The 26,447-nt window shown below is 59.5% G+C and carries 17 protein-coding genes; 6 read left to right on the forward strand and 11 right to left on the reverse strand.

What is annotated here, in order from left to right; genetic code table 11:
* Window positions 1-29: 29 nt before the first annotated feature.
* On the reverse strand, window positions 30-3,656 hold the full coding sequence (dnaE, locus tag ABD937_RS06265; protein WP_345254325.1) for a DNA polymerase III subunit alpha: 3,627 nt from the start codon (window positions 3,654-3,656) through the stop codon (window positions 30-32).
* 146 nt (window positions 3,657-3,802) lie between these two features.
* Between dnaE and ABD937_RS06270 the strand changes: the two genes are divergently transcribed.
* On the forward strand, window positions 3,803-4,570 hold the full coding sequence (locus tag ABD937_RS06270) for a C40 family peptidase (RefSeq protein WP_345254327.1): 768 nt from the start codon (window positions 3,803-3,805) through the stop codon (window positions 4,568-4,570).
* Between the two features lie 230 nt (window positions 4,571-4,800).
* Here ABD937_RS06270 and ABD937_RS06275 read toward each other — a convergent pair whose 3' ends face one another.
* Entirely contained in the window at window positions 4,801-6,300 is a 1,500-nt protein-coding gene (locus ABD937_RS06275) for a lipopolysaccharide biosynthesis protein (RefSeq protein WP_345254329.1), read from the reverse strand.
* A gap of 298 nt (window positions 6,301-6,598) precedes the next feature.
* Window positions 6,599-8,335 carry a M1 family metallopeptidase gene (locus ABD937_RS06280; protein WP_345254331.1) on the reverse strand — a complete coding sequence of 579 codons (1,737 nt, stop codon included), beginning with the start codon at window positions 8,333-8,335 and terminating at the stop codon, window positions 6,599-6,601.
* Between the two features lie 56 nt (window positions 8,336-8,391).
* Between ABD937_RS06280 and ABD937_RS06285 the strand changes: the two genes are divergently transcribed.
* Entirely contained in the window at window positions 8,392-10,041 is a 1,650-nt protein-coding gene (locus ABD937_RS06285) for an ABC transporter substrate-binding protein (RefSeq protein WP_345254333.1), read from the forward strand.
* Window positions 10,042-10,360: 319 nt separating this feature from the next.
* On the opposite strand, the gene ABD937_RS06290 is transcribed toward ABD937_RS06285, so the two are convergent.
* Window positions 10,361-10,633: a hypothetical protein gene (locus tag ABD937_RS06290; protein ID WP_345254335.1), complete on the reverse strand. Its 273-nt coding sequence runs from the start codon at window positions 10,631-10,633 to the stop codon at window positions 10,361-10,363.
* 433 nt (window positions 10,634-11,066) lie between these two features.
* On the opposite strand from ABD937_RS06290, the gene ABD937_RS06295 reads away from it, so the two are divergent.
* From ABD937_RS06295 to ABD937_RS06310, 4 genes are all read left to right on the forward strand, one after another.
* Window positions 11,067-12,974, forward strand: coding sequence for a DNA topoisomerase IV subunit B (locus ABD937_RS06295; RefSeq protein WP_345254337.1), 1,908 nt, complete (start codon window positions 11,067-11,069; stop codon window positions 12,972-12,974).
* Window positions 12,975-13,069: 95 nt separating this feature from the next.
* Entirely contained in the window at window positions 13,070-13,945 is an 876-nt protein-coding gene (locus tag ABD937_RS06300) for a DUF1835 domain-containing protein (RefSeq protein WP_345254340.1), read from the forward strand.
* A gap of 99 nt (window positions 13,946-14,044) precedes the next feature.
* On the forward strand, window positions 14,045-16,552 hold the full coding sequence (locus ABD937_RS06305) for a DNA gyrase/topoisomerase IV subunit A (protein WP_345254341.1): 2,508 nt from the start codon (window positions 14,045-14,047) through the stop codon (window positions 16,550-16,552).
* 229 nt (window positions 16,553-16,781) lie between these two features.
* A complete protein-coding gene (locus ABD937_RS06310; protein WP_345254342.1) occupies window positions 16,782-18,737 on the forward strand; it encodes an alpha-L-fucosidase in 1,956 nt (651 codons plus the stop codon).
* A gap of 70 nt (window positions 18,738-18,807) precedes the next feature.
* On the opposite strand, the gene tsaA is transcribed toward ABD937_RS06310, so the two are convergent.
* From tsaA to ABD937_RS06345, 7 genes are all read right to left on the reverse strand, one after another.
* A complete protein-coding gene (gene tsaA / locus ABD937_RS06315; RefSeq protein WP_345254343.1) occupies window positions 18,808-19,266 on the reverse strand; it encodes a tRNA (N6-threonylcarbamoyladenosine(37)-N6)-methyltransferase TrmO in 459 nt (152 codons plus the stop codon).
* Window positions 19,267-19,356: 90 nt separating this feature from the next.
* Window positions 19,357-21,282, reverse strand: coding sequence for an acetate--CoA ligase (gene acs / locus ABD937_RS06320; protein WP_345254344.1), 1,926 nt, complete (start codon window positions 21,280-21,282; stop codon window positions 19,357-19,359).
* 209 nt (window positions 21,283-21,491) lie between these two features.
* On the reverse strand, window positions 21,492-22,640 hold the full coding sequence (locus ABD937_RS06325; RefSeq protein ID WP_345254346.1) for a hypothetical protein: 1,149 nt from the start codon (window positions 22,638-22,640) through the stop codon (window positions 21,492-21,494).
* A gap of 163 nt (window positions 22,641-22,803) precedes the next feature.
* Complete coding sequence (locus tag ABD937_RS06330) at window positions 22,804-23,670, reverse strand: SDR family oxidoreductase (RefSeq protein WP_345254347.1); 867 nt, start codon at window positions 23,668-23,670, stop codon at window positions 22,804-22,806.
* A 70-nt stretch (window positions 23,671-23,740) separates the two neighbouring features.
* Window positions 23,741-24,724 carry an ABC transporter ATP-binding protein gene (locus ABD937_RS06335; protein WP_345254349.1) on the reverse strand — a complete coding sequence of 328 codons (984 nt, stop codon included), beginning with the start codon at window positions 24,722-24,724 and terminating at the stop codon, window positions 23,741-23,743.
* A 175-nt stretch (window positions 24,725-24,899) separates the two neighbouring features.
* Window positions 24,900-25,517: an HD domain-containing protein gene (locus tag ABD937_RS06340; RefSeq protein WP_345254351.1), complete on the reverse strand. Its 618-nt coding sequence runs from the start codon at window positions 25,515-25,517 to the stop codon at window positions 24,900-24,902.
* Between the two features lie 56 nt (window positions 25,518-25,573).
* Window positions 25,574-26,422, reverse strand: coding sequence for a class I SAM-dependent methyltransferase (locus tag ABD937_RS06345; protein WP_345254353.1), 849 nt, complete (start codon window positions 26,420-26,422; stop codon window positions 25,574-25,576).
* Window positions 26,423-26,447: the final 25 nt, after the last annotated feature.

Here is a 26,447-nt window from a genome sequence, read left to right on the forward strand (position 1 = left end):
ATCCAAGATCTCCGATCTGAGATCCCGCCTTATGCCGGCACGACCTTCACCTCGATCTCCGGCTTGCCCTCCAGGTACTGAATGAGGTCGTAGTTCATCTCGAAGCCGGTGCCGAGGGTCGAAAGGCCTGCTTTGAGCTGCTCCTTCGGCTCCAGTACCGTCACTTTAAGCCCGGTAGAGCCCGGGAAGCGCTGGATATTCTCTTCCAGGAACCCGATGAACTCCTCGCTGAGATGCCGCACGTCGATCTCGAGCAGCACCTGCTTCACCAGGCGTTTCGCGTTCTCCGCGAGGTTGATGGAGCCGAGCTTGAACTCGTACTCGTCGCGGAAGCGGTGCTTCTGAAACGAGCCCGTGAGCAGCACCGCCTGCCCGGCCTGCAGGTAGGGCGAGAAGCGCACATAGTCGTCGCCGAAGAGCACGAGCTCGGTCTTGCCGGTATAGTCCTCGATCACGTAGGAGCCGAACTTGTTGCCCTGCCGCGAGATGCGCTGCTGCGCGCCCGTCACGAGGCAAAGGATCTTGTAATTGCGCCCCTGCGCCGCGAGGATCTTCGAGTCCTTGGCCTCGTTATAATCGGAGATTGCCGTAATGCCATAATGACGCATCTCGAAGCGGTAGTGGTCCAGCGGGTGGCCGCTCAGGTAGATGCCCGCCACTTCTTTTTCCTTTTCGAGTTGCTCCGTCAACGTCCAGGGCGGACAGGGCGGGATCACCGGCGGCTTGATGTCGAGCACCGTCGGCAGGTCGCCGAAGAGCGTGTTGGCGGTATTGATGCTTTGCGCCTGCACCACCTGCCCGTACTTGATCATCTTCTCGAGACCGTTCTGCGATTCACCGTCGGGGACGCAGATGTATTGTGCGCGGTGCAGTTGCGTAAAGGAGTCGAAGGCGCCGGCGTACACGAGGCATTCGAGCGTGCGCTTGTTCACCGTGCGGCTGTTGATCCGCTTCATGAAGTCGAAAGGGTCGCTGTAGCGGCCGTCCTTCCTGCGCTCGGCGATGATGTTTTCCACCGCGTTCTCACCCACACCCTTCAGGCCGCCGAGGCCGAAGCGGATATCGCCCTGCTCGTTCACGGCAAAGCCCTTCTTCGATTCGTTGATGTCGGGTCCGAGTACCTTGAGGCCCATGCGCTTGCATTCCTCCATGAAGAAGGTGAGCTTGTCGAGCGCGTTGGCATGGTTCAGCACCGCCGACATGTATTCGCCCGGGTAATGTGCTTTGAGATAAGCGGTTTGGTACGCTACGAAGGCATAGCAGGTGGAGTGCGATTTGTTGAAGGCGTATTGCGCGAAGGCCTCCCAGTCGGTCCAGACCTTCTCGAGTACCTTGGCATTGTGCCCTTTGGCCACGGCGCCGTCCACGAATTTGCTCTTCATCTTGTCGAGCGTCTTCCGGTCCTTCTTACCCATGGCCTTGCGGAGTACGTCGGCGTCGCCCTTGGAGAAGCCGGCGATCTTCTGGGCCAGCAGCATCACCTGTTCCTGGTACACCGTGATGCCGTAGGTCTCCTCGAGGTATTCGGCCATCTCTTCGAGATCGTACACCACTTCCTCGCGCCCGTGCTTGCGGTCCACGTACTGCGGGATGTAGGCCATCGGGCCCGGGCGGTACAGGGCGTTCATGGCAATGAGGTCGGCGAACTGGTCTGGCTTCAGCTCCTTGAGGTATTTCTGCATACCGGGACTTTCAAACTGGAACGTCGCGATCGTATCGCCGCGCTGGTACAGCTCATAGGTCTTGGCGTCGTCGAGCGGAATGTCGTCGATCACGATGTCCACGCCGTGATTCTCCTTGATCATGATCAGAGCGTCGCGGATGATGGAGAGGGTCTTCAGACCGAGGAAGTCCATCTTGATCACACCTGCATCCTCGATGATGGAGCCTTCGATCTGGGTGATGAACAGGTCGGAGTCCTTCGCTGTAAATACCGGGATGAGCTCGGTGAGGTCTTTCGGGGCGATGATGATGCCGGCGGCGTGGATGCCCGTGTTGCGCACGGAGCCTTCGAGCTTTTCGGCGATGCGGAGCACGTCGGCGAGCATGTCCTTGCCGTTATACATATCGCGCACCTTCCTGATATTCTCGATATCGTCCTGTCCGTATTCGTCCTCGAGCGGCTTGTCGCCTTCCTTGGCCGTGAACGGCGCATGCAGCACGCGATAGAGCTTGGTGCCGGGCTTTTCCGGAATGAGCTTCGCGAGTGCGTTGGACTCGGCGAGCGGCAGGTCCATCACGCGGGCCACGTCCTTGATGGAGGAGCGGGCAGCCATCGTGCCATAGGTCACGATCTGGGCCACCTGGTTCTGCCCGTATTTCTGCACCACGTAGTCGATCACCTTCTGGCGGCCTTCGTCGTCGAAGTCCGTATCGATATCCGGCATCGATTTACGATCGGGGTTCAGGAAGCGTTCGAACAGGAGCTTGTACTTGATCGGGTCGATGTTGGTGATGCCGATGCAATACGCCACGGCCGATCCCGCCGCCGATCCGCGGCCGGGGCCGATGAACACGCCGAGGTCGCGGCCCGCTTTGATAAAGTCGGATACGATAAGGAAGTAGCCGGCGAAGCCCATCGTCTTGATGGTGAACAGCTCGAAGTCGAGGCGCTCCCGTATTTCTTCGGTGATCTCGGAGTAGCGCGCGCGGGCGCCTTCGTACGTCAGGTGGTGCAGGTATTCCCACTGGTTCAGGTTCGAGTCGTCGTGCACCTGGAACTCCTTGGGCAGCGGGAAGGCGGGGAGGAGGATGTCGCGCTTCAGGTTGAGCAGCTCCACCTTATCCACGATCTCGTTGGTATTGTCGATGGCCTCCGGCAGGTCCTGGAAGACCTTGATCATCTCGTCGGTCTTCTTGAAGTAGAACTGGTCGTTGGGGAACGCAAAGCGCATGTTCTTCGTGTTCACGTCGTCGTCGTTAAACTCGCGCAGTGCGGGCGTGGCCACCTTTTCGCCGGTGTTGATGCAGAGCAGGATGTCGTGGGCGTTGAAGTCCTCCACGTCGGTATAGTGCGAGTCGTTGGAGGCGATCACCTTCACGTTGTGCTTCTTCGCGAACTTGATCAGCACCTGGTTCACCTTTTCCTGTTCGGCCATGCCGTGGCGCTGGAACTCCACGTAGAAGTCGTCGCCAAACAGGTCGAGCCACCACTTGAATTCCTGCTCGGCCTCCGCTTCGGTCTTGTTCATGATGGCCTGCGGCACCGAGGCGCCAAGGCAGCAGGTAGTGGCGATGAGGCCCTTGTGGTATTTCAGAATGAGCTCCTTGTCGATACGCGGGTACTTGGAGTACATGCCCTCGATAAAACCGAGCGAGGTGAGCTTCACGAGGTTCTTGTAGCCTTCCTCGTTCTTGGCGAGCAGGATCTGGTGAAAGCGGCGGTCCTTCACCTCCTTGGTAAAGGTCTTGGCAAAGCGGTTCTCCACGAGGTAGAACTCGCAGCCGACGATTGGCTTTACCTTGGGCTTGCCGTCGGCGTCGGTGTGCTTGTAGGCCTGCGATACGAACTCGAACACTCCGAACATGTTGCCGTGGTCGGAGATGGCGAGGGCGGGCATGCCGTCGGCGATGGCCTTTTTATAGAGGGATCCGATCGAGGCGGCGCCGTCGAGGAGCGAGTACTGGGTATGGACGTGTAAGTGGGAGAATTTCATGGTGCGCAGGATCCCGGCCGTAGCGCCGGGACAGGCGGGCAAGTTACACCGAAAAGCGGGGATGCGGGGGCACTTTAACCGGCCTTTTCATCCACAGCGGTTGTGGAAAAATTCCCTACTTTCGTTGTCCACCTAAACCGATTCCTATGACCCGGCACATCATCCTGCTGGCCCTGCTCGCGACCACGGGCATTGCGGCCGCTGCCCAGGGAGGCCCCAGGTCCGCGTCTGCGGCCAAAGAGGTCAAGTTCCTGGAGGACATCGAAGTGGGCTTCGGCACCACTACTGCTTCCAACGCAGGCTCTACAAAGGCGGCACCGGCTGCGCAAACCGCCGCACCACGCACGGCCACAACGCCTACCACCGCCTCTTCGCCCACCTACGCCTACAGCAGCACCGTGGCTTCCCGCACCGGCAAGCCGGCTATCCCGCCGGTGCGCACCGTCGACATCGAAGCGGCCGGCACCCTGCACCTGAAATATGCCCTGCTGCTCAACACCGAAGTAGAAACCGTTCCGGCGCTCAACCTGCTGGTGCTGATGGACGACTGGTGGGGCACCCGGTACCGCCTTGGCGGAAACGACCGCAGCGGCATCGATTGCTCCGGGTTCACCTGCCTCCTGTTCAACAGCCTTTACGGCAAGCAGCTGCCCCGCACCGCGCGCGAGCAGTTCCAGTACCTGCCCGCTGTGGATCCGAACGAGCTAAAGGAGGGCGACCTCGTGTTCTTCGCCAACGGCGGCACGGTGTCGCATGTGGGCTTTTACCTGCAGAACAACAAATTCGTGCATGCCTCTACCTCGGAGGGCGTCACCATCTCCGACCTCAACGACCGCTACTGGCAGGCCCGCTTTGCCGGGGCAGGCCGGTATGAGCCTGGCGCCCCGGCAAATACAGGTACTTCGCGCCCCTGATTTTTTACGCAGGAGCTCACGCAACGACATAAAGAGCGCCGAACGCGCAGATACATAAGAAAACAGCCGCATTCTGTGCGGCTGTTTTCTTATGTACGATATGCAGCAGCTCTGTCGATCCGACCTTTCGCTTCGCGATGAACAGCGTGCACAAACCCCGATGAATGCGCTGCAATAGAAAGGAATGCTTTGGTAAACAGGTCCTGCAGTGGCGCACTTTGCGTGAAACCTTACCGAAGCCCCATCCGCTTTTTCGCCGTTTCCCACACCGGCAGCACGTCGGGCGAGAGGCGCAGCAGCAAGGTGCCGGAAGCGAAAAGGACCAGGTAGGCGGCGCTGCGCGCGGTCATGCCCCAGAAGCCGGAGAGATTACGAAATGCAAAGTAGCATACGGCGTAGGCGGCTCCTGCGAGCAGCAGGGTGTGCACGGTAGCTGCCGAAAAGGGCTGCATGCGGAAGCGCCGCCAGAGAAAGAAGTAGCGGATGGTGTTGTATACGATGTAGGAGAGGAGGCTCGAGAGCGCCGGCCCGTAGATGCCCAGCCGCATGGTCAGGAGCACGTTGAGCGGGATGGCGACGGCTACCAGCACGAGTCCTGTGGTGAATTCAAACCGCCAGTGGGTGGAGGTAGCGATGATCTGTGACGAAACACCGGTTCCCATATCCACCACGCAGCGCAGCCCCATGAAAAAGAAGACCCAGGAGGATACGAGAAAGTCGCTCTGAATGTTGAAGGTGAGCAGCGCGTCCCGGAAGTTCAGCCAGATGAGGCAGAACATGGCCGTGGCGAAGATCAGCTGATTGATCGCGGAGCGTTGGTAGATGCGCAGGATGCGGCCTTCGTCCTTGGCCCGCCAGGCCTCGGAGAGGTGGCTCACGGACGCCGATACCACGGCGCGCTGCGGGGCCTGTATAAACCCGGACAAGGTGGCGCCGAGACTATAGAGACCGGCCATGGCCACCCCGTTCGGAAGGATCGCCGCGATGATGATGGTGTCGATGACCTGCGCCAGGTTCAGCAGGAAGGAAGAGCCCCAGCTGAAGGATACGAGCGCGACGATCCGCCTGCGCAGCCGCCGGGTGACCTTACTGGGCCGGAACTGGAAATGCACCACGCCACGTCGCCATAGAACCGTTGCCAGCAACAGCGCGAGGATGCCGTAGAGAAAAGCATAGCACCGCACGAAATCGTCGAAAGAGGGGATGATCTTCCAGGTGGTGAGTACAATGATGACGGTGAGCAGCAAGCGGAACAGCACTTCCTTGTAAAAGTTGCTGAGCACCGATTTGCCGTGAAACCAGGCGAAGCCCTCGAGTACCATGAACACGGTGTACCCGAACGAGAACGGGTACAGCCAATAATAGTAGCGAACGAGCTGCGGCGAATTGTTGAACACCCGTACAAAAAGGTCCTTGAACAGGATGCCGGCGAGTGTGACGACGGCGAACCCGATGACCGGGAAGAGGAGCGCCCAGGTGAATTGGTCGTTCTTTTTGCGATCGAGGTGGGCGTTGTAGTACGGAAAGAACTTGGTAACATAGGTCAGCGAGCCCAGCGAGGAAAGCGAGAACAGCACCGACGAAAAAGCAAGGAAGGTAGCCGTTACCCCGAACTGCTCCTTGGTAAAGCCGCCCACCCGTGTAAAAAGCCATACGTTCACCATGCCCAGGGCGAAGCCGAGGTACACGATGACCGATGAAATGAGGCTTTGTTTCCGGATGGTGCTCATGGCGGCGAAGGTAAACGTCTATTGGTTTATTGATCTATTGGTTTATTGGTCCCGACGAAGCGAAGCTTGTCGGGATACCGGCCGGAGCGCCGGTACAAGGGTCGCTTCTGTGCAGCTGTCGGTACCGGAGCCCGGCCCTCTCGTGCGCGGTATCCCCGCCGTAATTCGTGCGCCAGCGATAATCAAAAGCCCCTCGATGAAGAGGGGCTTTTGATATATTCGATTCTCACTCCCTTTCCCTTCGGACAACCGAGCGAAGGCGAAGGTGGCGCGCGTAGCGCTGGGTTGGGAGATGGGCTCACGATCCCTTCGCCACCTGAATGTAGAAGTTCTTATCTACGGTAACGCCGTCGAAGTTGGCGCCTTCGAGTTTCAGCTTGCCCTCGGCGGTGGTGGGCTTGATCCACTGTCCGTTCGAGAGACGTACGGGCATATTGAAGCCATCGATGCAGTTGACCCAGCGGAACTTCACCTTGTCGCCATCGGCCTTCAGCTCCAGTTCGGGGATCTGCGTGGTGCGCAGGTACTGGTCAAAGATCTTCGAGAGGTCTTTGCCGCTTTTTTTGGAGATGTACTGTTCCACCTGCTGCGTGGTGACGGTGCCGTGGTGGAAATCCTTGTTCATGCCGCGCAGGATCTCGCGGAACAGCTTGTCGTCGTTGATCACGGTGCGGATCGTGTGGATCATGTTGGCGCCTTTGTCGTACATATCACCGGAGCCTTCCTGGTTCACGCCGTAATAGCCAATGATGGGCCTGTCGTTGGAAATGTTGCGCCGCAGGCCCTGCACATAGGCGTCGGCCGCTTCCTTGCCCTTGAAGTACTCGATGAACAGTGCCTCCGAGTAGGTGGTAAAGCCCTCGTGCACCCACATATCGGCAATGTCTTTCGTGGTAATATTGTTGGCGAACCACTCGTGCCCGCTCTCGTGTACGATGATGTAATCCCAATCCTTACCGTGTCCCGAGCCGGAGCGGTCCATGCCGAGGTAGCCGTTCTTATACTGGTTGCCGTAGGCCACGGCGCTCTGGTGCTCCATGCCCAGGTGTGGCGACTCCACGAGCTTGAAGCCGTCCTCGTAGAAGGGATAGGCGCCGAACCAGTATTCGAAGGCGCGCATCATCGGCTTTACCTGCTCGAACTGCTTCTTCGCCTTTTCGAGGTTGGCCTCGAGTACCCAGTAGTTGAGATCGAGCTTGCCGCCTTCGCCCATCAGCGTGTCGGAGAAGGTGACGTACTTGCCGATATAGGGCACGATGTTGTAGGAGTTGATCGGGCTGTTGACCTCCCAGCTATAGGTGCGCAGCTTGTAATCAGCGTTGCTCCGCTCGCCCGTGGGCCGGCCGTTGGCGATGGCCCTCATCGTGTCGGGAACCGTCATCGACAGGGAGGCGCCGAGGTCGGGCTCGTCGCTCTGGTGGTCTTTACAGGGGTACCAGACCGAGGCGCCCAGGCCCTGGCAGGCTACCGACATCCAGGCGTTGCCCTGACGGTCTTTCTTCCAGATCCAGCCGCCGTCCCAGGGCGGGTTCACCGCGGGGCGCGGCACGCCGCTGTAGGAGAGGCGAAGGCGGTAGGTTTTGTTGGCCTCCAGCTTACCGGGGGCGATGAAGTAGGCATTGCCCTCGCGGCGGAAGGTTTGGTCGGGAAGCAGGTCTCCGCCGGTGACGGCAACAAGCCGGTAGTCGGCTTTTTTGGACCCTCCGGGTTTCGGCAAATTTGCACCCATTGCCGGGTGCAGCACCGCGGTGTCGATCTGCATCGGCTGCTGCAGGTCGATCTGCAGGAAGTTGCTCCCCGGAGCGGTCTTGGTACGGAAGTAAAGATCGACGTGGCCTTTGACCGTGCGGGTGGTGAAGTCGGGCGTTACGGATACGTCGTAGCGCTGTACGTCCCACCAGGCGCGGTGCTCGTTGACGGTGCCGCGGAGGGTGTCCTGGTGGGTGAAGTTGCGTTTGCGTTGCAGGGGCTGCGCGCTCGCGGTGGCCGTGGCCAGCAGCGCTGCGGCTAAGAGGAGGCAAGGAGCTTGTTTCATTCAGGTATGCCGTTTTCGTCTTGAAGTGTCTAATTTAGACTCCTTTTACCAACCCCATGTTCCGCTTATCGAAATATTGCCTTTTTGTTGGCATTTGCCTGCTGGCCGCCGGCTGCTACCACGAGCGGAAGGATGCCGATAACGTGTTCCGGTATAACGAGGCCACGGGCATCGCCTCGCTCGACCCGGCCTTTGCCAAGAACCAGAGCATCATGTGGGCCGTTCATCAGTTGTACGGCACCCTCGTGGAAGTGGACTCGGCCCTGCACCTCGTGCCTTCGCTGGCCACGCGCTGGGCCGTGTCGCCCGACCGCCGCACCTATACCTTCACGTTACGCAGCGACGTGTATTTCCACGATGATCCCTGCTTCCCGGGTGGACAGGGCCGGAGGATGACCGCCCACGACGCCGTCTACAGCTTTTCAAGGATCATAGCCGAGCGCACGGCCTCGCCCGGCGCCTGGATCTTCCAGGACAAGGTGGATTCGCTGCGCCCGTTCGTGGCGGTGAACGATACCACCTTCGAACTGCACCTGCGCCAGCCCTACCAGCCGGTGATCGGCATCCTCTCGATGCAGTATTGCTCCATCGTGCCGCGGGAAGCCGTCGAAAAATATGGCGCAGACTTCCGCCGGCATCCGGTGGGCACGGGCCCGTTCCGCTTCGTAGCTTGGGAAGAAGGACAGGCCCTGATCCTGCAGCGCCATGGGCGCTACCATGAACGTGATGCCGCAGGCAAGGCCCTACCTTATCTCGAGGGCATCCGCGTATCTTTCTACGATTCAAAGGCGACCGAATTTCTACTGTTCCGCCAGGGCAAGCTCGATTTCCTGAACGATATCGACGCCTCTTTCAAAGACGAGGTGCTCTCGCGCAAAGGCACGTTGCGGAAAGAGTGGGAGGGAAGGGTGCAGCTCATTACGCATCCTTATCTGAATACGGAGTACCTCGGGCTCTTGGTCGATACCACCAATGCCTTGCTGAAGGCGTCGCCGACGCGGCAGCGGCTTGTGCGGCAGGCCATCAACTGGGCCTTCGACCGGCGCAAGCTGGTGCTTTACCTCCGCAATTCGCTCGGCATCCCGGCCGAGAGCGGCTTCGTGCCCGCGGGGCTGCCCTCGTTCAGCGCGGAGGAAGTGAAAGGCTACAGCTATGACCCGGCAAAGGCGCGGGCGCTCCTGAAAGAAGCCGGTTTCGAGGGCAGGCCGCTGCCGCCCATCAAGCTGCAGACGATCCCGGTATATGCGGAGATCGGCAACTACATCGCGCGGCAGCTGGGCGAGGTGGGCATCCCGGTGCAGGTAGACGTCGTGCAGAAATCGCTCCTGCTCGACCTCACGGCCAACAGCAAGACCCTCTTTTTTCGCGGCTCCTGGATCGCCGACTACCCGGACGCGGAGAATTACCTGTCGGTATTTTATTCGAAGAACCCGGCCCCGCCCAACTATACCCGCTACAACAGCCCCGAGTTCGACGCCGTGTTCGAGCGGGCGCTGGCCGAGACCAACGACTCGCTCCGCTACCGCCTCTACCGCGAGGCCGACCGCATCATGCTCCGGGACGCCCCCATCGTGCCGCTCTGGTACGATATGGCCGTGCGCCTCGTACAGCCCGGCATCCGGAACTTCCCGGCCAATGCGCTGAACCTGCTGGAGCTGCGGAGAACCGTTCTGAACAGGGAACAGGGAATAAGGAACAGGGAATAAGGAAATGGCGAAGCCCGGCCCCCTGTCCCCCGGTAGGGGAACTTAGGCAGGTCAAGCTTTTCTTTCCTGGACCTTTTTCAAAGCACTTCATACGAAAGCCCCCGCATCGCGGGGGCTTTCTATTTAAAATGTTCAATTTTCAATGTTCCATACTCAAAGGTCAAATCCGGGCCTGCCTGAAAATTGAGTATCGAACATTCGACAGCAAAGGCCGCAGCACAGCTGCGGCCTTTGCCTAATGCTTTCAACAGGTTCCCTACCAGAAGAAAAGTCCGACCTAAGTTCCCCCTACGGGGAGCAGGGGGCCGGAGCCGGGGGCCTATTCCTCATCCTCTTCCTGGTAGGAGTCCTGCTCCTGGTTGTCGTTATACGCCTTTTCCCAGGACGCCACGTGGTCGTCGGTCAGGCACTCCACGATGTCGTGGATGGGATCGCCCTTCTTCCGCCAGCCCGTGACGAGCTGGTCCTCGTAATAAAAGACATACAGACAGTGGTCGGTCTCGGTGGCGACCTTGATCAGTTTGATGGAATCATCCTTCTTTTCCTGCACGAGGTAATAGCAGCCGGGTTCCAATAAGCCATACGAATACATACGCTCTTCTCCTTTTTAATGTTCACACGATGTATGGGTTAGTAAGTACGAAACGAATCTAATGGGGCGGGTCGCGTCAGGGGGTTAGCAGGCGCTTCTCGGGGTCAAAATTAGCATCTTTCGGGAGGAAATAATTTTTGAATTCATAAAAATTTGCAGTATCAAGGAAACGTTTTTAAAATGTTGTTAATCAATCAGTTATAAAGCCAGAGCTGCCTTGGTGGCCGCGCTTCAAAACTAAACTTTTTAGCACAAATAACGAAATTTAGCTGTATATTTGGGAGCTGATTTACGGACCGCTCTTCCCACCCCTGTCACCGCATTCCCCGTCCTTTTTGCGCCCTTCAGCGCCCATTTGGGGCCTCCGGAGCCGGTGGCCGGCAGGATACGGCCGTAACCTTTATTTTTACCAAAAAAGTGAATGGACCAAGAGATGGCAGAACCTAAGAAAACCGGCTTCGAGTATACCGAAGACAGCATCCGATCGCTCGACTGGAAGGAGCACATCCGTCTCCGCCCGGGCATGTATATCGGCAAGCTGGGCGACGGCTCGAGTCCCGACGACGGCATCTACGTGCTGGTGAAGGAAGTGATCGACAACTGTATCGACGAATACACGATGGGCTACGGCAAGGCCGTGGAGATCTCCATCAACGAAAAACTGGTATCCGTGCGCGACTACGGCCGCGGCATTCCCCTGGGTAAGGTCGTGGACGTGGTGTCCAAGATCAACACCGGCGCCAAGTACGACTCCAAGGTCTTCCAGAAATCCGTCGGCCTCAACGGCGTCGGTACGAAGGCCGTCAACGCCCTTTCCTCTTATTTCAAGGTCACCGCCTTCCGCGACGGCAAGCAGAAGACCGCCGAGTTCAACGCGGGCAACCTCGTGAAGGAGCACAAGGAAGCCGCCACCACCGAGGCCAACGGCACCTTCGTGACCTTTACACCCGACGATACCATCTTCAAGAACTACCATTATATCCCCGAGTTCCTCGAGAAGCAGATCTGGAACTATTGCTTCCTCAACGCGGGCCTTAAGATCCAGTTCAACGGCAAGAACTACATCAGCCGCAACGGCCTGCTCGACCTGCTCGAGCGTAACACCAATGCCGACGAGCTCCGCTACCCGATCATCCACCTCAAAGGGGAGGACATCGAGGTGGCGATCACTCACAACAACGACTACGGCGAAGACTACTACAGCTTCGTCAACGGCCAGCACACCACCCAGGGCGGCACCCACCAGGCCGCTTTCCGCGAGGCCTTCGTAAAGGTGATCCGCGAGTTCTTCAAAAAAGACTACGATGCCTCCGACATCCGCCAATCCATCGTGGCCGCCGTGTCGGTGCGCGTGGTGGAGCCCGTGTTCGAGTCGCAGACAAAGACCAAGCTCGGCTCCCTCAACGTGGACGAGGGCGGCCCGTCGATGCGCCAGTTCATGAACGACTTCCTCTCGAAGCAGCTCGACAACTTCCTGCACAAGAACACCGCCGTGGCCGACGCGCTCAAGAAGCGGATCGAGCAGAGCGAGCGCGAGCGCAAGGACCTCGCCGGCATTAAGAAGCTCGCCAACGAGCGCGCCAAGAAGGCTAACCTGCACAACAAGAAGCTCCGCGACTGCCGTGCCCACTTCAACGACGAGACGCCGCCGAAGGCAAAGCCCGAGTTTCACATCGTGAAGCAGAATACGACCATCTTCATCACCGAGGGTGACTCCGCTTCCGGATCCATCACCAAGGCCCGCAACGTAGAAACGCAGGCCGTGTTCTCGCTCCGGGGCAAGCCGCTCAACTGCTTCGGCATGAGCAAGAAGATCGTGTACGAGAACGAGGAGCTGAACCTGCTGCAGCATGCCCTCAACATCGAAGAAGGCCTCGACGGGCTGCGCTACAACCGCATCGTGATCGCGACCGACGCCGACGTGGACGGCATGCACATCCGCCTGCTGATCATGACCTTCTTCCTCCAGTTCTTCCCTGACCTCGTCAAGAACAACCACGTATACATCCTGCAGACGCCGCTGTTCCGCGTGCGCAACAAGCAGGAGACGCACTACTGCTACTCGGAGGCCGAGAAGCAGAAGGCCGTGAAGAAGCTGGGCGGCAAGCCCGAGATCACCCGCTTCAAGGGTCTCGGCGAGATCTCGCCCGACGAGTTCGGCCGCTTTATCGGCGACGAGATCCGTCTCGACCCGGTCATCCTCGAGCATGGCGATCACATCCAGCACCTCCTCGAGTATTACATGGGCAAGAATACCCAGGAGCGCCAGGAGTTCATCATCAACAACCTGCGCGTGGAGCTCGACGTGGTGGAGGATGCCGAAGCCGTGGCCGCCGTATAAGGAAAATGGAGCGGGGCGCCCGGCGCGCTGCTCCCGTTTTCGCCCGCGACCGCCGAAACCTGCATCTTTGCATCCCGATTAAACAACCAGAACAGATGATTCACTTAGTATTCCAGCCGGCTGACGCGGACACCCTCCGGAAGGCCATGGAGCTGGATGAGACCCTGCAGGGAGATATTGTTGAAATAAAGGACGACTACGCCGTAGGCCCGCTCTATGTGTCGGACGACGCCGAGACCTGGCAGCAGCGCCGCGACTGGTGGAAGGAACTCTGGGAGGCCTCGCCCTACGTGGCTACCGAGAACCTGCCGATGGTGGACGACAAGATGACCCTCCACAACCTGAAGCGAACCCTCGACGAGCACCCGAAAGAGGAACTCTGGATCTGGATGGGACAGAACGGCCACGACGTCTGCGGCTACTACTGGCTCATCTCCCAGATGCAATCCTACCAGGGGCGCGTGTTCGTGCTCTATATGAACAACCTGCCTTTCATCAACGAAAAGGGCGGCATCTTTTACCCGGTGTACCTCTTCGAGATCCAGCCGGCCGAATACCGCAAGGCCAAGAAGCTGTGCCGCAAGGTGACGCTGTCGGAAATGGAAGTCGACCCCGACGAATGGAAGCGCCTCTGCGCCGAAGGCGCGAAGGTGCGCATCCTGGAAGGGGGGAAGAAGATCGCCAGCAAGCCGGATAACCACTACGACGCCGATATCCTGAAGGCGCTCACCAAGGAGCCGAGAAAAGGCAACAAAGTGATGTTCGATATCCTCTCGAAGATGAAGATCAAGACCGGCGACGTGTTCCTGCTCTGGCGCATGCGCCACCTCGCCGAGATGGGCGACCTCGTCATCACCGGCGACACAACCAAGGGCTGGAAGGACTTCGACGTACGCCTGCCCGGCGGCCCCGTAGCAGTAGCCGCTGAAGGGGCGGGGGGCGAAGAGGGTTCCACGCCGGATACTCCGTAACGACGCGACGCTCTATAAGTGAGCGATCGTAAAGACGCATCATGATGCGTCTCAACCTATAGACTAATAGACCAATAAACGAGTACTACGATACAGACTATGAAGAACAAGAATTTCGAACACGTGCAGTCCGACCACGGCATCAACGGCCAGTACAAGACCTGGTTCCTCGATTACGCTTCCTACGTGATCCTGGAACGTGCCGTACCCGCCGTGGAAGACGGGCTCAAGCCCGTGCAGCGCCGCATCCTCCACGCCATGAAAGAAATGGACGACGGGCGCTTCAACAAGGTGGCCAACATCATCGGCCAGTCGATGCAGTACCACCCGCACGGCGACGCCTCCATCGGCGATGCCCTCGTGAACATGGGCCAGAAAGGCCTCCTCATCGAGACCCAGGGCAACTGGGGCGACGTGCGTACCGGCGACGACGCCGCGGCATCCCGCTACATCGAGGCGCGCCTCTCCAAGCTGGCGCTGGAGATCGTCTTCAACCCGAAGACCACCAACTGGCAGCTGTCGTACGACGGCCGTAAGAACGAGCCGGTGACGCTTCCCGTGAAGTTCCCGCTGCTGCTTGCGCACGGCGCCGAAGGCATCGCTGTAGGCCTCGCCACCAAGATCCTGCCGCACAATTTCTGCGAGCTCTGCGAGGCCGCCATCAAGTACCTCAAGGGCCGCAAGTTCGACCTCTATCCCGACTTCCTCACCGGCGCCATGGCCGACGTGACCGACTATAACCAGGGCCTCCGCGGCGGCCGCGTGAAAGTGCGCGCCCACATCGAGGAGCTGGACAAGAAGACACTGCTGATCAAGAGCGTGCCCTTTGGTGTCACCACGTCTTCGCTGATGGATTCCATCGTGAAGGCCAACGACGCCGGAAAGATCAAGATCAAGAAGGTGACCGACAACACGGCCGCCGAAGTGGAGATCCAGGTGGACCTTGCACCCGGCATCTCTCCCGACATCACCATCGACGCGCTCTATAAGTTCACCGACTGCGAAGTGTCGGTAGCCACCAACGCGTGTGTGATCGTGGACCAGAAGCCCGTGTTTCTCGGCGTACAGGAGCTCCTCCGCCTTTCGGTAGACCGCACGAAGGACCTGCTGCAGAAAGAGCTCGAGATCCGCCTCGGCGAGCTGCAGGAAAAGTGGCACTATACCTCGCTCGAAAAGATCTTCTTCGAGGAGAAGATCTACAAGGAACTGGAGAAGAAGCACGAGACCTGGGATAAAGTGATCCTGGCGATCGACAAGGCGTTCCAGCCCTTTGCAAAGCTGTTTCGCCGGGCCATCACCCGCGAAGACATCCTGAAGCTGACCGAGAAGCCGGTGCGCCGCATCTACAAGCTCGACATCGACGAGCTCAACGAGCAGATCCGTGGCCTCGAAGCCGAGATCAAGCAGGTGAACCACGACCTGGCCAACCTCAACGATTTCGCCATCACCTACTACGAGAACCTGCTGAAGAAATACGGTAAGGGCCGCGAGCGCAAAACGGAGCTCAAGGTGTTCGAGGTGATCGAAGCCAAGCACGTAGCGATCGCCAACACCCGCATCTACATCAACCGCGCCGAGGGCTTTATCGGCACTTCGCTGAAGAAGGACGAGTTCCTGGTGGAATGCTCCGACCTCGACGACATCATCGCCTTTACGAAGCGTGGCGCGATGAAAGTGGTGAAGGTTGCCGACAAGGTGTTCATCGGTAAGGACATTATTCATGCCGCTGTATTCCGCAAGGGCGACGAGCGCACGACCTACAACATGATGTATACAGACGGTGAATCGGGAACCACGTTCGCCAAGCGCTTCAACGTAACCGGTATTACCCGCGACAAGGAATACGACCTCACGAAAGGACACGACAAGAGCAAGGTCCATTACTTCTCGGTGAACCCCAACGGTGAAGCGGAGGTGGTGCGCATCCTGCTGAGCCCGAACTGCTCGGCCAAGAAAAAGGAGCTCGACTTCTTTTTCGAGGAGCTCGAGATCAAGAGCCGCTCCTCCATCGGCAACCAGGTAACGAAGTACCCGGTGCGCCAGGTGAAGTTCAAGGAGGCCGGTGTGGCTACGCTTGGCTCCATCAAGCTCTGGTTCGATGACCGCTTCGGGCGCCTCAACCACGAGGGCAAGGGCATCGAGCTCGGTGACTTCGACGCGGAGGACCGCATCCTCGTGATCTACACCGACGGGCACTACGAGATCGTGGACCAGGAGCTCACGCAGCGCTTTAACCCCGAGGAGGTGATGCTGGTGGAGAAATTCGCCCCGGACCGTGTCATTACCGCGGCCTACCTCGACAACGACAAGCTGCAATACAACGTGAAGCGCTTCCGGATCGAGACCACGACCCTCAAAACGAAGTTCCTCTTCATCAAGGAAGGCAAGAACAACGTGCTGGAGTGCGTTTCCACGGAGGCCGACCCGGTACTCGTGGTGCATGTTGGCAAAGGCACGCAGGTGCGCAAAAGCCGCTACAAGGTGGCCAACCTCGTAGAGGTCATGGGCTGGAAAGCAGTCGGCGCCAAGCTGGTGGACTTTGCCAAGAACACGCTCCTGGAGTGGGAGGTGAAGGAAGAGCCGGCAAAACAGGCTGGCCTGTTTTAAAGGATCCCGCGAAGGCGCAACCTACGCCACCAAAGCAAAGTAGATTTTCGAAAGCCGCACCAAGTGCGGCTTTCTTTTTTATAGCAACAGGAATGCAGCCGGTGCTGCGGCAATCCGGTGTACGAGGTGGCTGATCGCCGCTTGCAGCCGGCAGAACCTGAATGATTTGACCGTCTAATCTGATCCGCGCAGGCGGTTACGGGGCAGCGGAATCTGCTACATTCATTCCATGCACATTCGTCGCGACCGCCGCCTGTGGGCGAGCAAGTTCAGGATCTACTTCTGTCTATACTACATTGGCTCGTTGTTGCTGCCCGGTGCGCTTCTTGCGCAGCCTGCACCGGATGGCACCCGCTTCATTGTGAATGCGGATTTTGAGTCAGGCGATCTTGCCGGGTGGAAGCACTGGAAGACGAAAAGCGCCGCCATCACCAGCGATGCGCATTCCGGGGAATTCGCGGTGAAGATCGGTCCGGAAAGTGGCTTCTGCGTACAGGAGACCAAGGTGCGGTCCAACAGCCGGTACCGGATTTCCGCCTTTGTAAAAGTGGAGTCGGGCGCCGAAGAAGTGCAGTTCATGGTCAGTGACTTTGGCGGCACCGCAAGATCGGTATCCAGCGCCCTCACGAGTTATACACAGGTCAGTATCGACTTTGAAACCGCCTACAGCACGGAAAAACTCCTGATCTCGTTCACCCATCCCTCCGGGAAGGGCAGCGCTTATGCCGACGGGGTCGAACTTAAATACCTGGGCGAAGCACCGGAGCCGAAACTTCAGGAGTTTGTGCAGATACCCATAAGAATACAGAAGGAAGACGGTGGCGTTTTGCAGTTGCCGAACGGGAAGATGAACTGGTTTCAGCAGGATAAGTTCGGCATGTTCATTCATTGGGGGGTGTATGCTTCAATGCCCGAAGGCAACGAGTGGGTACGCCACCAGGAGAAATGGGGCCACGAATATTATCAACGAAGAGCAAGAGATCCGGAGACCGGCTTTACGGCCGCCCGGTATGACCCGAATGAGTGGGCCGCCCTCGCAAAGAAGGCCGGGATGAAATATATGGTGCTCACGACCCGGCATCACGATGGGTATGCGTTGTTCGACAGCAAGCACCCGTCTGGCTGGACCAGCAAGAAGGACCTGGGCAGGGACCTGATCAGGGAGTATACCGTTGCGGTGCGTGCTTCGGGGCTTCGCCTGGGCCTGTATTACTCCCCGATGAGCTGGCGGTACCCGGGTTATTACGATGTAACGGGCAGGGACTGTAAGCCCAATGTGTGGGGATACACAACGGCGGCATGGCACAACGCGGATGCACGCGACATGAAGGAAGAAGTGTATGAGCAGGTGACGACGATCCTGAAGGACTATGGCAACATCGATTATATGTTCTGGGACGGCGGCTGGCTGGGCCAGATCGTAAATGACTCGTTGGAGAAGGCGTTCTGGGATCCCGGTCGATACCAGAACCCCGCCAGCGAGTGGCCCGTACGGGAAAAGTATGTCACCAGGGAGCCCGGCACCGGCAAGCCGCTTGGCATCATGGGATTGGTGCGCAAACTTCAGCCCGACCTGGTGGTGAACGAGCGCTTTGCCTGGGTGGGTGATGTACACGCCGAGGAAGGAGGCAGCGCTACGTCGGGCGACATCCGCTTTCTGCAATACGGGGAAAAGTGTGTGAGCCTACAGAAGGGAGGTTGGGGCTACCGCCCGAACAGGGAGGTATACCCCTTCGAGGAAGTGGTGGTCTTTTTGTCGAATTGCGTTGTCCGGAACATCAACCTGCTCCTGAATGTAGCACCCGACCGGGAAGGGGTGATACCGAAAAATCAACAAGACGTGCTGCTGAAAACAGGTGACTGGCTGTCGAAAATGGGGAAAGCGATTTATGGCACTACGGGCGGGCCTTGGCAGCCACTTTTCGGCGAGTATGGGTTTACATTCCGAGATAATAAGATCTACTGCCACATTTATAAAGGATACCGCGCTTTCAGTTCCGGCACCTTTACCACACAGTCGTTAGGCAATAAGAAAGTAGCCAAGGTGGTGAATCTGTTCGATGGAAAACCACTGCGCTGGACTAAGAATACGAACAGGACGATCACCATCAGTGGTGTTGATTACAGCCGGAGTCCGGCAACGACGATCCTGGAGATCACCCTTACGGAGCCTGTATATCCATGATCAGAGAGTGAACCCGTAGGACGTGCTGCTTTAGCTGATGAGGCGGCGGGTGTGCGTCGACCGGCAAATATTATTTCCAGTAATCCTTCACGATCTCGCTCACCCAATCGGGCTGGCACACCTCGCCCTGCGGACCGAACTCCCGGAATACGGGTTTGATATCGAGCACGGGCGTACCGTCGAGCGCATCAAGCCGCCGCACGCGAAGCGAGCGATGGGTGCGCTCCAGTAATTCTACGGTAACGAGTCCGATACGGTTCGGCCGGTCCTTGTTGCGCTGCGCAAAAATGCCGACGCGCGGAAGCGCCGTATTCCCGCGCGGGTGGCGGGCATACGGAAAATCGGTGTCGGCCACCTGGTTGAAGCAGTAAATGATCTCAAGGTGTGAAAAGGCCTCGATGCCGTTAAAGGCCTCCTCCGGCAGTTCATCAGCTAGCTCTATGCGGGAAATGATTCCGCCCCAGTTATCGTCGACCGGCGCTGTGCGGTCATTCCGCACAAACGCGATCGGCTTCATTTCGATGGTCATGCTGCGCGTATTAGGAGTCAAAAAGCACAAAGCAAAAGTCAAAAAGAGTTCCGTCTGCTTTTTGAATGTAGCCTTTTGACTTGGTTCGGATCAGAGCTTCCCGTTCTTGATCTCTTCCACCACACCCGGGTCGAGCAGGGTCGTGGTATCACCCAGGTTGGCCGTTTCGCCCTCGGCGATCTTGCGGAGGATGCGGCGCATGATCTTGCCGCTGCGGGTCTTGGGGAGGCCGCTTACGAACTGGATCCTGTCGGGTTTCGCAATGGGGCCGATGATGCGCGAAACGGTCTGGATGATGTTCTTGCGGGTGTCTTCCTCGCTGCCGCGCAGGTTGGTGCAGATCACGTAGGCATAGATGCCCTGGCCCTTGATGTCGTGCGGGTAGCCTACCACGGCACTCTCCACTACATCGGAATGCATGTTGATGGCGTTTTCCACTTCGGCCGTACCGATGCGGTGTCCGCTCACGTTGAGCACATCGTCCACTCGGCCGGTGATGCGGTAGTTGCCGTGCTCATCGCGCAGGGCGCCGTCGCCGGTAAAATAAAGTCCTTCGTACGTCGAGAAATACGTCTGCCGGCAGCGCTCGTGGTCGCCCCAGGTAGTGCGCAGGATGGACGGCCAGGGCGCCCGGATGCAGAGGTTGCCGGAGGCCGGGTTGCCGGTGATCTCGGCGCCGTTCTCGTCTACCAGCAGCGGCTGCACACCGGGCATCGGCAGCGAGGCCCAGCTGGGGATGGCAGGCGTCACACCGGCGAGGTTGGAGATCAGGACGCCGCCCGTCTCCGTCTGCCACCAGGTATCCACGATCGGGCTTTGCTTGTGGCCGACGTGCTCGTCGTACCAATGCCAGGCTTCCTCGTTGATGGGTTCGCCGACGGTGCCGAGCACCTGCAGGGAAGAAAGGTCCTTGTCCTTAAGCGGCTCCAGCCCAAAGCCCATGAGCGAGCGGATGGCGGTAGGGGCGGTGTAGAGAATGTTGACTTTATGCTTCTGCACAATGTCCCAAAAGCGGCCGGCGTCGGGCCAGGTAGGGATGCCTTCAAACATCAGCGAAGTGGCGCCGGCACTCAACGGTCCGTACACGATATAGCTGTGCCCGGTGATCCAGCCGATGTCGGCCGTGCAGAAATGCACCTGCCCGGGTTTATACTGGAAGGTATTGACGAAGGTATAGTTGGTCCATACCATATACCCGGCCGTGCTGTGCACAACGCCCTTGGGCTTGCCGGTGGAGCCGGAGGTATACAGGATGAACAGCGGGTCTTCGGCGTCGGTGGCCACCGCGGGGAAGGATACGATCCCGTCTTTCTCCACCTGTGACTCGGCATACTCCATCTCGTCTTCCCACCACACATCGCGGCCCTTGATCATCGACACCGGCGTACGTGTGCGCGTATATACGATCACCTTCTTCACGGTGCGGTTGCCGATGAGCGCATCGTCGATCACGCTTTTAAGCGGGATCACTTTTTCGCCGCGGTAAGCGCCATCGGCCGTTACGATATACTCGGCCTGCGCATCCTCGAGGCGGTCGGCGATGCTTTGCGCCGAGAAACCACCGAAGATCACGGAGTGGATGGCCCCGATGCGCGCGCAGCCCAGCACGGCATAGGCGAGCTCGGGCACCATGCCCATATAAATGCACACCCGGTCGCCTTTTTTAACGCCCAGGTTCGTCAGCACCTGTGCAAACTGGCACACCCGCTTGTGCAGGCGGTTGTAGGTCACCACGCGCACACGGTCCTCGGGGTTGTTAGGCTCCCAGATAAAAGCCGGCTGCTCCCCTTTGCCGGAGAGGTGCCGGTCAATACAGTTCTCGGTGATATTGAGCTGTGCCCCGCCGAACCATTCCACTTTCGGCTCACGGAAGTTCCACTGCAGCACGCGGTCCCACTTCCGGCGCCACTGAAACTGCTCCGCTACTTCCGACCAGAATCCCTCGGGATCCTCAGTGCTGCGCCGGTAGTCGCGGTGGTATTGCTCAAGAGAGGTGATCTGGTAGGGGTAGTGCATGGCGCTGCAATTTGGGTTTGGCGTTGAAGTTAGGGGATTGCATGTTTTTGACGGCATGCGCTACCGCTTACAGCTGCACGGTGATACAGGAGCCCCCCTTTTCAGAAGCGTCCGTGGTTATCGACATCACCGCTGCATCATGGGAACGGCCTTCACAACTGTTCGCGGATTGGTACCGCTACCGGATCGTGAGGAATCGAAAATTAGCCTCAGAACCGCCGTACCGGCCGCACGAGTGCATTGGAGAACTTCCCGGTGGAGGTGATGGCCGGACTATTACCGCCGCTGCCGAGGGTGCCGAGATACGCATTCATACCATTGAGTTCGGTGGACGACCAATGGTAGGCCGGGTGCAGTTGGGCCTGGGAAAGGCTCTTGTACATCCGGAGCAGTTCTTCCGACGAGGGGAGGAACCAGCCGCTCACGCCGTTGAGTTGATAATTTGCGCAGAGCCGCGCGGCGCAGTCGGCAGCCGCGCATTGGGCCATAATGCGCGCCGTATTGGCCGGGCCGGCGCCGAGTTCGGGTTGCGTCTGCGAAACCAGCGTTCCGGAGCAACCCCATTGCGCGCCGGTGCTGCTGCCGAAATTGATGCCTTGCGGGGCTGCTTCGAGGTAACGCCAGCCATCGCTGGCGGCGCCCTTGTCGTAGAACACGATGCCGCCGGTGGTATTGGTCCACCCGGCCGTCTTGAAGCTGATCTCGGGTCCATATCCCTGGATGATCCCGGCGCGGGTGAATACTGCCCGCGCATAATACGTAGTGGCCGGCTGTAGCGGGGATAGCTCATAGTCGAAGTTGCCGGCCGTGGTCGTGCTCATCACCGAGTTGAAGTTTGCGGGCGTAGGACCCGGCTGCGTGCCATAAACGATGTTCATCCGCGCTTCCGAATTGGGATAGAGTGGCGTGAAGGTTCCGCGGATGCGGGCAGTAGTGCTCAGGATCTCGAAGGCTGCTGTATTCGAAACGGTCCAGGCGGTGGGTGTAGTGAAGGTCTGAACGGCTCCATAGCCCACACCGCTGGCATTGGTGGCGTAAGCGCGCATGTAGTACAGCGTGGACGGCGAAAAGTTGTCGGAGCTGCCCGCGAAGTCGGTGGCGCCCGTGCCGGGCACCGTCATGTCGTTGATGGTCGGGTTGGGGCTGGGCGACACGCAAAAGCCCCGCGACGTGACGGCGCTCGTGCCTTCACTGGTGACGGTGCCGGAAAAGCTGACCGTGGCCGTAGCGGGCGCAGGAACGGGGTTGGTTTGCACGGTAGGAACGCTGCCCGGGTCGGGATCGCCACTGTTGTTTTTCGAGCACGCGGACATGCCGAGGAACAATAAAGCGCAGGAGACAAGCCGCGTCCATTTCATAATCAGTCAGTTTGCGTAAAGCTAAGTTTACCGCAACGCGCTGCAAAATTTTGCACGGCGTCCGTTTTCATCCTGCCCGGAGCAGCGTTCCCTGGCCCCGTGCCGCGCATGGTTGGAGGCAACACGCAAAAGGATCCCATTGTCCACCGGCGCTTGCCCGGCTTCACCTGCCGGCGCCGGCGGCCTGCTCGCGCAGGTACTGCTCGAGCCGTTTGCTCCCGACCGGCGTTGCAATATTATCGGCCCCGTATACTTCGGTGAAGAACGCCAGCTTGTCGTAGCTGTTGCGGTCCGTTAGTTTCACCAGGGGCAGCAGTGCCTTAATGAGTCCCAGGGGCGCTTGCCGGATTTTTTTGTGGGGTGCTGCCACCCGCTGGATCAGCTCGTTGATGGCGCGCCGCGTCAGTACCTCGGGACCGCCGGGGTCGCATTCGAAAGAAGGGGTGTCGATGCTGTCGGCCACGATCCGCGCGAGGTCGCCCTCCCAGATCGGGTTGGTCTGCCTGTCGCCGGCACCCAGGTGCATCAAGCGTCCCTTACGGGCCATCGTCAGCAGGTCGGTGAAGGCGCTGAACAGTGCCGGCGGGCGCACGATGCTCCAATCGAGCCCGGAAGTTTTTAGTTGCTCCTCCACCTGCTGATGCACGCGGAAGTACCGGAGCCCCGGGTGCTTCTGCGCGCCGAAGGCCGAGACATATACAAACTTGCGCACACCCTGCTGCGCCGCGTCGTTGATGAGCGCACGGTTGGCGGCGAGGTCAACCTGGTCGAAAGTAGGTTTGCTCCGGTCGAAAGGCGATACCGATTTGCCCAGTGCGGAGATCACCACTTCGTGTCCCGTAGAAATACCGGTGAATGCGTTCGGGTCGGTGGCCTCGGCATAGCGGAAGCTGTCGGTAAGACCCCTGAGCAGCGCTGCGCGGCTGCTGTTGCGAACGAGTGCGGTGAAAGGAAGGCCCCGGCGGTGCAGCTCGGTAGCGATGGCGCGCCCGGTATGACCCGTAGCGCCGGCGAGCAGAATGTTTTTCATAACGATCTTTTGCAGCCCCAAAGGTACTCCTGCTGGCCGGTGGCCCAGGACATGAAAGACGCAGTTCAGGCTACAGAAACCACAACGTATCCGGTTGCGGCACCACGCTTACTTCGTCGCCCGTGCGCCATTGCTCCTGGGCACAATGAACCGTTAGGGTGGCGTTTCCCACCAGCACGTCGGCTTCCCAGTGTGCGCCGAAATAGCGGAGGCGTTGGATGATACCGCGGGCCCCCGGCTCCGACACCGGGGCGAGGCGCAGGTGCTCGGGGCGGAGCAAGGCCTTGCGGCCGCTTGCAGGAAGCGCCATCGTACCGGCAAACGCATCGGCCAGGCCGGGCGAAAATAGATTGTACGGCCCAAAGAGACCGGCCACGTACTCGTTGGCAGGCTGCCGGTAAAGGAGTTGCGGCGCCGCCTGCTGCACCCGGCGGCCTTCCTGCAGTACCAGTATTTCTTCTGCCCAGGAAAGCGAGTCGAGCGGGTCGTGCGTCACGAGGAGGCAGGTAATGCCCAGCTCCGAGCCGATATCATGCAGCACCTGCTGCATCACGGTCTTGTGGGCGCGGTCGAGGTTGGAGAAGGGCTCGTCGAGGAGGAGCAGCGCCGGCTGCTGGATGAGCAGGCGGGCGGTGGCCACGCGTTGCTTTTCGCCTCCGGAGAGCTCGTGCTCTTTCCGTTGCAGCAGGTGCGTGATGCGGCAGACGTCGTAGATCCAGAGGGCTTCGCGGTAGGGCAGCTTGTTGGCGTACTCGAGCAGTTCCTCCACCCGGTAATGGTGGCGCAGCTCGTAATGCTGGGAGAGATAGGCGATGCGCGGGTGACCGGGCAGCAGCTTTTCGTCGGCGCCCAACACCCGGGCGCTCTCGAGGTGTACCGTGCCGGCGTCGGGCTGTGCGAGCCCGGCGATAAGCTTCAGGAGCGTGCTTTTACCGGAGCCCGTGGCGCCCGCGATGGCCAGGCGCTGTCCTGCTGCCTGCACCAGGTCGATCGGCTCCAGCCGGAAGGAAGTTCCGATCGCTTTGGTCAGTCCGTTTACTTCAAGAAAGGGCATCGGGGCGCAAGGTACGGAGGGGGAATAATGAATATCGAATATCGAACAAGGAATATCGAATGTTGACGTGGTGTATCCGGAGGGAAGAAGGCTTTCCTTCCTGGTAATTTTTCCCGGCGTTGCGTCCTATTCGAAGTACTCGGGAGGAGTGGATTCGTTCCTGCACCATGGTTGCTCAGGAATCAGGTGCTTCCAGTCGGCTTAGCTCACGCTGCAGGTTGGCCCGGGCCGAAGCTTCGTACTGATTGTAGAAATACGGTGTCTTGAAGACGCGGTCTGCCGCCAGGAACCTGCGCAGCACCGCGGCCCGCCCGGGCCGGTACAGGGCATCCGGGTATATGCTGTATTCGGCGCGCACGTCGGCGGCGTAGCGGTCGTAGCTATCGGCAGGAGCGCCCAGGATCGACAGGTCTGCATCGGTGAACAAGTCGGTATCCGGGTCTCCGGCAGGCTGGTGGGCCTTCGTGGCCAGGATATGGCGGCGCAGGCGTTGCTGTTGCGGCGCTGCCAGGAAACCATCGGTGCGCGCAGCCGCCAGTTCGGCGCTGCGCTCCTCGTTATCGGGCCGGGCCGGGTCGTACACGGCGTCGTGATAGGCGATGGCCAGCACCAGCGTCGCGGCATCGTCGACCTCTGTCCACAGCGGTGCCAGTACCTCCGCCAGCGCATCCAGGTGCGCCAGCGTATGGTAGTGCCGCTGCGGCTCCTGGTAGGCCGCCTCCAACTCGTGCCAGAGTGATTCGGGCTGAAGCGAAAGGCCCGGGAGCGTGCGGAAGAAGAGCGTGCGGAACATAGGCGGCGTTTGCCCGGTAAATTACGGGCTTTCCGGGCGCGCCGGTTTGCCCGGACCTACGCGGGTAGCTGCCAATACCTTTCGAAGAGCCCCCGGCTCCAGGCGCGCGGCGCTGCAGGCTGTGCGGCGGCCACGTTCTTGCGTACCACGAAATACGCGCTCGTAGTCAGAAAGTTGCGGAGGTAGGGGAGGTGCCTGAGCGGCCAGGGCTGCCGGCATCCGGGCCAGCCGAACTTCTGCGTATACATCGGGTTGAGCAGGTAGGGCACTTCGCGGACGCTTGAAAAGCCGTGCTGCCGGGCAAGTTGCCGGAACCCTTCAATGCTGATGCGGGCATCGCGGAGCGCGAGCAGGGATTCGCAGGGCTCCCCGTTTTTTTGCAACAGGTATCGGTACAGGGCGCGTGGAAGCAAGTGCAGCCAGGGCAGGCGCGAAAGTCCGCTGCTGCATAGTTGCTGCTGCCCGCCAAAGGGCATTTGCCAGGGCGAAAAGGAGGCGAAGACCTGTCCCCAGGGCTTTAGCAGGGTGTTGAGCATTGCAAAGAGCCGCTCTTTTTCGCGGATCTCGCCGAGCACGTCTTTGAGGAGGATGAGGTCGAAAGCGCCGCCAAGCTGCTCCAACGACACGGCGAAGATATTCTGCTCCAACAGCAGCACGGGGTCGCCTTCGGCCTGCAGCCAGCGCCGTCCGTTGCGAATACGCGCGCCGTCGGGATCTACGCCCACGCAGCTGCAGCCCCTGCGGGCGAAGGCCTTGAGCACGCCGCCCTCGCCGCAACCCACTTCCAGCACGCGGAAGCCGGGGCGCAGGCGCATGCTCCCCTCGATCAGCGGAAGGATACTTTCTGTGCTTACGCGGTACTGCATGTCGAAGTACCGTTTACGGTCGTGGTGGAAGGCGAACATAGGCAGTGTCGGGTTAGGAGTCGCC

Source organism: Flaviaestuariibacter amylovorans, assembly GCF_039541815.1.
GTDB classification, from domain to species: Bacteria; Bacteroidota; Bacteroidia; order Chitinophagales; family Chitinophagaceae; genus Flavisolibacter; species Flavisolibacter amylovorans.